The 8,899-nt window shown below is 41.3% G+C and carries 5 protein-coding genes; 4 read left to right on the top strand and 1 reads right to left on the bottom strand.

Annotation, left to right across the window (positions count from 1 at the left end; translation table 11 throughout):
* Nucleotides 1-98: 98 nt before the first annotated feature.
* A complete protein-coding gene (gene tig, locus C8322_RS09940; RefSeq protein WP_004813205.1) occupies nt 99-1,430 on the bottom strand; it encodes a trigger factor in 1,332 nt (443 codons plus the stop codon).
* A gap of 502 nt (nt 1,431-1,932) precedes the next feature.
* Here tig and C8322_RS09945 point away from each other — a divergent pair.
* From C8322_RS09945 to C8322_RS09960, 4 genes are all read left to right on the top strand, one after another.
* The gene (locus C8322_RS09945) at nt 1,933-4,218 is read left to right on the top strand and encodes a TonB-dependent receptor (protein ID WP_111810559.1); all 2,286 of its coding nucleotides are present in this window, start codon (nt 1,933-1,935) and stop codon (nt 4,216-4,218) included.
* Nucleotides 4,219-4,631: 413 nt separating this feature from the next.
* Nucleotides 4,632-6,887 carry a catecholate siderophore receptor Fiu gene (locus tag C8322_RS09950; RefSeq protein ID WP_004813209.1) on the top strand — a complete coding sequence of 752 codons (2,256 nt, stop codon included), beginning with the start codon at nt 4,632-4,634 and terminating at the stop codon, nt 6,885-6,887.
* 79 nt (nt 6,888-6,966) lie between these two features.
* Entirely contained in the window at nt 6,967-7,650 is a 684-nt protein-coding gene (locus C8322_RS09955; protein WP_004813211.1) for a Fe2+-dependent dioxygenase, read from the top strand.
* On the top strand, nt 7,650-8,756 hold the full coding sequence (locus C8322_RS09960; RefSeq protein ID WP_004813212.1) for an alpha-hydroxy acid oxidase: 1,107 nt from the start codon (nt 7,650-7,652) through the stop codon (nt 8,754-8,756). The genes C8322_RS09955 and C8322_RS09960 overlap by 1 nt, the downstream gene beginning before the upstream one ends.
* The last annotated feature ends 143 nt before the right edge of the window (nt 8,757-8,899 follow it).

Genomic DNA, 8,899 nt, shown 5'->3' on the forward strand with positions numbered 1-8,899 from the left:
AATCATCTGCTACCACAGAGAGTCTATAAATAACAGTGCGTAAGTCCTAAAGTATTAAAAAAAGGCGCTTAAAGCGCCTTTTTTGTGACCAGCTAAACTTAGCCTTGTTGGCGAGCTTGCTGAGCTTTTAATAGGTCTTCATAGCTAACCTTAGTGTCAGTCACTTTAGCAGCAGCTAGGATGTGATCAACAACTTGGTCTTCGAGAACAACTGCTTCGATTTGAGCACGTTGTTGCTTGTCGTTTTTAAAGTATTCAATCACTTCAGCAGGATCTTCATAAGAAGAAGCCATGTCTTCGATGTAAGCTTCTACACGTGCTTGATCAACTTCGATTTTGGCGTCAGCAAGTACTTTACTTACCAATACGCCAAGTTTCACTGATTTTTCAGCTTGTTCTTTGAACAATTCATCTGGAAGCATGCTTGAATCAAATGCTTTCGCGCCTTGGGCACCAAACTGTTGAGTGAACTGCTGGATCATTTGTTGACGTTGACGGTCAACTTCTTGAGCAAGCATTGAAGCTGGAATTTCAACTTCGTTTGCAGCTACAAGTGCATCAAAAGTTGCGCCTTTCACCTGGTTGCGAAGACCGTTTTTCACTTCACGTTCCATGTTTTTACGAACGTCAGCTTTCAGTTTTTCAACGCCTTCTTCTTCAGTTAAACCGAAAATTTTCAGGAATTCAGCATCAATCTCTGGAAGTTTTTGTTTTTCAACAAGTTTCACAGTGATTTTGAATTGAGCTTGTTTACCAGCAAGGTTTTCAGCTTGGTAGTCTTCTGGGAAAGTTACATCGATAACTTTCTCTTCGCCTTTCTTCATGCCGATGATGCCATCTTCGAAGCCAGGGATCATACGACCAGAACCTAAAACAAGTTTAAAGTCTTCTGCAGAACCGCCTTCAAATTTTTCGCCATCAACTGAACCTTCGAAATCGAAAGTTACTTGCATGTCTTTTTTCGCCATTCCTTTAGTTTCAGCCCAAGCAGCACGTTGTTTTTGAAGATTTTCGATCATCTTTTCAACGTCTTTGTCGTTTACTTCAGCTTCGTTGCGCTCAACTTCAAGGCCTTCAAAATTCACTTCAACTTCTGGGTAAACTTCAACAGTTGCTTCATAAACTAAAGCATCATCTTTCATTTCAGTTTTTTCGATGTTTGGCATACCAACAGCGTTGATTTTCTCTTGTTGGATTGCTTCAAAAACTGTATCGCGAATGATGTCGTTAACAACTTCTTGGTAAATACCAGCGCCGTATTCACGACGAATAACGTTCAAAGGCACTTTACCAGGACGGAAGCCGTTGATCTTCGCAGTTTTAGCAGTGCGTTTTAAACGAGCTTCAAATTGCTCATTAATTCGGCTCGTCGGTACAGAAACATTTAAACGACGGGCAACGCCCGAAACCGCTTCAGAAGTTACTTGCATGGCTTCCTCTATATATTTGGTAATAACAGGTTTATAAAAATGTGCCACATTATATGACAACATTTGCAGATATACAAAACACAATACTTTAATCGTCTTTATTGATGCTGTAATAATCAAATTTATTCAGTCAAATTCATTTTTCTTTGATTAAATATCCCTTCCCTCAAATAAGAATAGATATATTGATTACTCAAACTGGACAGATCATCCCATTCTTCTGCATTTATGGATTTTTATAGGACTTTTAGTAAACTTTTCTTTATCTTTTCTTCAAAATTCTTGAACTCTAATAATCTCAATAAAAGTAAAGATAATAATCTATTAATCAGATTTATTTTAAATACATTAACTTAGAAACATTTTGATACACTATAACATTGATCAAACCAATTAATAAAATTATTTAAATCGCTATTTACTATCTACAAGTAATTCTTAATTTAAATAAGAATTATTATTATTCGCATACATAAATTTTATGCTTTTTTCGGGTTCCCACATGTCGTTTATCAAATCACGTAAAAAACTCGTTTCATCGGCGATTGCCTCTTCCCTCTCGATTGTAACTGTAAATGCTGTGGCTGATGAAAATGTGGTCAAGCTCGAAACTATTCATCAAGAAGTTAAAGCTGGACAGACACCAAGTTTAAAAGTAGATAATTCCGCAAATAAGAAATTTGTTGCACCCTTACTGGATACACCTAAATCTGTATCAGTAATTTCTAAACAACTGATTGAGGATACTCAAGTTACTACTCTTGCTGACGCTTTACGTACTGTACCAGGTATTACCCTTGGTGCCGGTGAAGGTGGCAACCCGAATGGTGATCGTCCATTTATCCGTGGTTATAACTCTGAAAGCTCAATGTATGTAGATGGAGTTCGTAGTGCAACTTCGCAAAACCGTGAAATGTTTGCCGTTGAGCAGGTTGAAGTCACCAAAGGTTCGGCTTCTGCTATGGGCGGTGCAGGGACCACTGGTGGTAGCATTAACATGATTTCTAAAGTTGCCAAAGCAGGGGATTCTTTAGAAGGTTCTGTTGCTGGAGGCACGGACAGCTACGCACGTATTACCTTAGATGGTAATAAAGATTTTGGTAACGGTGTTGCAGCGCGTGTGGCTATCATGGGGCATCAAAACGAAAAAGCAGGTCAAAAAGACGGTGCTGAATATAAACGTGCCGGTATTGCGCCAAGTATTAGTTTTGGTCTAGATACCCCTACTCGTGGGACTTTAAGCTATTACTACTTAAAATCTGATGATACACCAGATTCTGGTGTGCCTTACTGGAATTCAGCAACTCAAACTGCTGTAGGCAAACCACTCAATGCTAAACAAGATATTTATTATGGTTGGCTGGATCGTGACTTCCAGAAACAGGAAAACCAGATTGGTACTTTAAAGTTAGAGCACGATTTAACAGATGATCTAACCATTAGTAACACGGTTGTTTATGGTCGATCTAAAAATGATTATGTCTGGACTCAGCCAGATGATTCCAAATTAAATATTGCCAATGGACAAGTGGTTCGTCGTGCAAATACCCGTATTACTGACACAGATACATTTAGCGATCAGCTTTCATTAACCGGTAAATTTAATACGGGTACACTAAAGCATAGTTTTAATGTAGGCACTGAATATTCTAAGCAAGAATCTGACAAAGGAAATTATTTACTTACAGATTTAGGGCAGGCGGCAAGCTCTACTCTTCCGGCTAACCTTAGTGGAAGCAAAGCATGTAATACATTTACCAATGCTACCTCAAATTATTGGTGTACGAGTGCTGATAACCCGAACTCAAATGATCCCTGGTTAGGTTCAACTTCTGCAAATCGTGCAATTTCTACTACAACCACTAAAAATACATCGGTGTATTTCTTAGATAACATTGAGATTAACCCTCAATGGCTGTTAGATCTTGGTGTGCGTTGGGATAAATTTGATACTGAGCAGGTCTACAACAAAGAGTCAGGCTCTGGCAGTAGTTTAATTCCAGCTGGAACAAAATTTGGTACTAATGATGATTTCTTTAATTACCAGGCAGGTCTAACATTTAAGCCAACTGAGAATGGCAGTATTTATGCAAGCTATGCAACTTCTGCCAACCCAGTGGGTGTAGACGCTGCTGATGGTTCAGAAGGACTTTCTGTACCTGGACGTAATACCACTGAAGCACAAGCTCAGGCCATGAACAACCTTAAACCTGAGGAAGTTCGCACCATGGAACTTGGCACAAAGTGGGATTTATTTAATGATAAATTAAATCTAACGGCTGCTATTTTCCGTACTGAAAAAACCAATACTCGCGCTACTGATACCGACGGTTTTACCCGTAATATTGGTGAAACACGTGTGGACGGTTTTGAACTTGGAGCGAACGGCAATATCACTGACAAATGGGCTGTATCTGCTGGTTATACTTATCTAGACAGTGAAATTGTCGATGATGGTGCAGGTACCAATGATGGTAACCAGGTTCAGAATGTTGCGAAAAATTCTGCAACTCTTTGGACGACTTATGATCTAACCCCTGCTTTCACAGTTGGTGCGGGTGCAGTTGCCATGGATAAAGTTTACGGTAATGCCGACAACACCAGATACGTTCCAGGTTATGTTCGCTACGATGCAATGGCGCGTTATAACGTGAATCAAAATGTTGACCTGCAGTTGAATGTAAACAATCTGACTGATGAACGTTATTTCACTAAAGCTTATGCATCTCACTATGCAACTGAAGCAGAAGGCCGTAACGCAGTTCTTTCTCTGAACTTTAAATACTAAGTTTTAGCTTCTTCCCTCATCAAAAAATAGCCTCATTCGTGAGGCTATTTTTATTTTCTGAAAGATATAAAACTTTAAATCTAGATTTAGTTCTATTTACGCACCTTTTGATAAAAAGCTTTAAATAGAAAATAATTACATTTTTTTAATCTTAGGTAAAAAACTGAAAAATAAGTTTATTTTGAAATTTTTCTTAATAGAAATCCCAGATTAAAGTTTGAATATTAAACAGTAATTTCATCCATAAATTCATAAGAATGACTTAATTGAATATTGTTAATGATAATTATTATCACTACAATTCGCAAAATTGTTAAGGACCATAACAATAACTCCATAGTTGCTGCTATTTGATGAACTCGAGCATATCAAGGTGGTAAGGGAAATATTATTCAATTCAGGAATTCTGTCACATGGCGCATATCAAAAGCCGAAAACATCATTACAAGACTTCATTGGTCGCACTTGCTGCAACTTTGCCACTGATCACTCATGCGGATAACACCACCAAGGAAGGAGTTATTCAGCTTCCAGAAATTACGGTTAAAAACAAAACTGTAAGTGAATATAAAGTAGATCAATTAAGCTCTGTTAAATCTAGCCAAGCTTTGGTAGATACGCCACAAACTGTTTCGATTATCAACAAAAATTTATTAAAAGAACAAGGTGCGACTACCTTGGTTGAAGCTCTGCGTAATACACCAGGAATTACCCTGCAACTGGGTGAAAATGGCAATACCAGTGCTGGCGATGCCTTCCAGATGCGCGGCTTTTCAACTCAAAGCTCTACCTATCTGGATGGCATTCGTGACCTCGGCGCTGTGAGTCGTGATGTATTTAACCTGGAACAGGTAGAAGTCGTAAAAGGCCCTGCGGGTGCCGAAGGTGGACGTGGTACAGCATCCGGTTATGTGAATCTGGTCAGCAAGCTGCCTCATCTGGAAAACAGCCGTGAAGTGTCTGCAACCTATAACACGGCAGAACATACACGCCTTGCTACCGACATTAATCAGGTCATTAATGACAGCATCGCCATTCGCCTGAATGCGATGGGACAAGATGGCGGTGTGGAAGGACGCGATTATATCGAAAATAAAGGTTGGGCTATTGCTCCTTCCATTGCCTTTGGCCTGGATAGTGATACTCGTTTATATCTTTACTCACAACATATTCGTCAGCGTAATATCCCGGATGGCGGTATTCCGACTATTGGCATGAAAGGTTTCTGGAATGCAGACCCGCTGATTGCCAATGCAGCTAAAGTAGATCGTGAAAATTATTATGGTCACGCAGATGACCATGAAGATATTGATGCTGACATGTTTACAGCCAAAATCGAAAGTGACTGGGCTGAAAATCTGAAATTTACCAATATTACCCGTCTGGGCAATACCCATATGCAGCGTACTTTGACGGGGATTAATAGTCTTTCAAGAAATGACTCTACCAATCCTCAAGACTGGACTGTAAGCCGTTCACGCCAGGGTGTCGATCAGGAAAATAAAATTCTGGCTAATCAGAGCACGGTGAACTGGAATGTCAAAACCGGTTCAGTGGAGCATGATGTGGTCGCTGGCGTAGAACTCTTAAAAGAGCAGCAACATTCCAGAACACTGGCCACACAAATGCCAGGGCAGCCTACTAACAGTACGCCACCCGCGAATCTATACCATCCTGACCGTCACCAGAATCTGCCTGATCCTGTGTATACGGGTGCTTATTCGGATGGTGAAACCCAGACGGCGGCGGCTTATCTCTTTGATACGCTCAAGTTTGGTGAACGTTTTCAACTCAATGGTGGCGTCCGTGTCGATTATTACGATACCAATTACGATGCACTGGGTTATTCAACCGACAGTACGACACTAGCAGTGACTGAAACAAAAACAGATTTAAAAGCCCATGACACTTTATTCAGCTGGAAGCTCGGTGGTTTATATAAGCCAACTGCCTACAGCAGTGTCTATACATCTTATGCCAAATCCCTGACACCGCCGGGTAGCAGTAACTTTAGCCTTTCAACCACAGGAATTAACAGCTCGGCTGCAGATCCTCAAGAAACTCATCATTATGAAATTGGCACCAAATGGGATCTGCTGGATGGCGATCTGGCTTTAAATGCTGCCGCATACCACACCGAAAATGAAAACCAGTTTACCCAAGATCCGATTACCCGCGAGTCTGTTCAGGAAGGTAAGACTACAGTTAAAGGAATCGAATTGGGTGCTGTCGGTAAAATTACCGATGCCTGGAATATTTCAGCAGGTGTAGCCCATATGAAAACCGAGCAAAAAGCCCAGTTCAGTGTCAATTCCAACACGGGTGTAGTGACCCAGACCAATAGTGTACGCTGGTCACCTGAATGGACCGCTTCTTTATGGACAACCTATAACATTGCCGGTTTAAAACTAGGCTTGGGGGCACGTTATGTGGATGAGCAAAAACGTGTGATTACCGACAGTACTGCAGCAGCGAATATGCCAAGCATTCCAAGCTATGTGGTGTTTGATGCCATGGCCGGTTATACCTTTAATGACCAGACTTCTTTAAACCTGAATGTTTATAATCTGGCAGATAAAGAGTACATCAGCACGCTGAATAATGGAGGTGGTCGTGTGATCTTGGGTCAACCACGTTCAGCAGCTTTAACCCTGAACTATAAATTTTAATTCAGCTTTTATCTCTATCTATCAATATCGTGTATTCTCTTGAATGCACGATATTTTCAATTGCAGGAATGCTTTTAAAATGATGTTACATATCCCGGCAGTATTAAGCAAAGTACAAGTTGCCGAACTGAGACAACAACTAGATCGTTCAGAACACTGGATGAATGGGCAACTCAGCGCCGGGAGTCAGGCACAGAAAATCAAAAAGAACCTGCAGCTGGATTCTTCTTCTGTCCTGTATCAGCAGATTAGCCCTATCATTTTACAAGCGCTTAAAAGTCATCATTTAATTACTTCTGCTGCCCTACCGAAACATATCCTGCCGCCCCTGTTTAACTGCTATCAGGATTCTGGCACCTATGGCAATCATGTCGATAATGCCATTCATTACTCTCCTCTACTCGGACAGGCCATTCGTACCGATGTGTCACTAACTTTATTCTTATCTGAAATCGATGAATATGAAGGTGGTGAGCTGGTCGTTGAAGACCAGTATGGCTGCCATGAAGTCAAGCTGGATGCGGGTGATGTGATTGTTTACCCATCGACCAGCCTGCATCGGGTTGAACCAGTAACTCAAGGCAAACGTATTGCTGCCGTAACCTGGATTCAAAGTATGATCCGTGAAGATGCTAAACGCAGTATGTTGTTTGATCTGGACATGACCATTATCAAACTACGCCAGCAGATTGGCGATACTGAAGAAGTCCTACAACTGACCCATCATTATCACAACCTGATTCGTCAATGGGGTGATTTATAATGTCACGTGAACCAATGGCGCCATTAACCCAGATCCCGGCCTACCTACAAACCATCGCCGATTATGAGGTCGAAGCAGAAAAACATCTCTCCAGTATGGTCTGGAACTATCTGCAAGGTGGCTCCATGGATGAAGTCAGTGTCCGGGACAATTTACAGCAATTTCAGGATATTCAGCTTCTGCCGCGTATGCTGAAAGATCTGACCCAAGGCAGTACTGAACTTGAAATGTTCGGACAAAAATTTCCGCATCCAATTTTTCTGGCACCGATTGGACATCAGCAGCAGTTTCATCCTGAAGCCGAAGCCGCTTCTGCACTTGCGGCAGAAGTGATGGGCAGCAATATGATTCTCAGTACTTTTACGAATACTGACATGCGCGCATTGAAACAGGACAATCCACGCAAATGGTTTCAGCTTTACTGGCAAGGGAATCGGGAAAAATCTCTAGCTTTGGTCAAAATGGCTGAAGCGCATAATTATACGGCGCTGGTGATTACGGTAGATTCACCGCATACTGGCATCCGCGATCGTGAACGTCGTGCGTTTTTTCATTTACCGGAAGGCATGCAACATCCGCATACGCCTACTCATATTCCCCTTCCAGAATTAAAGGAAGGTGATCATCCTGTCTTTAACGGACTAATGAAAATTGCTCCAACTTGGGAAGATATTGCCTGGATGGTACAGCAGACTCACTTACCTGTGATTCTGAAAGGCATTGTGCATCCTCAGGATGCCCAGCTGGCGATTCAACATGGCGTAAAAGGCCTGATCATTTCCAATCATGGCGGTCGTGTGCTGGATACCTGCATTTCTCCTCTCATTGCCTTGCAACTGATTAAAAAGGTGGTGCCAGCAGATTTTCCTCTGCTCTATGATGGTGGCATCCGTCGTGGATCGGATGTATTCAAGGCTATTGCCTTAGGTGCTTCTGCTGTCCTGATTGGCCGTCCTTATATTTATGGTCTGGCGACTGCCGGAGCTTTGGGCGTAGCGCATGTGATCAAAATCCTTAAAGAAGAATTTGAAATCACCATGGCGCTAATGGGAACAGCCACAGTAGCTGAAATTCAGCCGGGCTGTGTGTTGAATAGAATTGAATGATGATATTTATTTGAAAATAAAGATGAAGTTTCAAGAAGTCGGAAGTGCTATGTTCTACTTCTTGAACTATTATTTAAGACCATCTTAAATATTTAGGACTTACGCATTGACAGATTCAAAAAAGTATTAAAATACTTTATAAA

The organism is Acinetobacter sp. SM1B (assembly GCF_003289665.1).
In the GTDB taxonomy this organism is placed as follows: Bacteria; Pseudomonadota; Gammaproteobacteria; order Pseudomonadales; family Moraxellaceae; genus Acinetobacter; species Acinetobacter schindleri.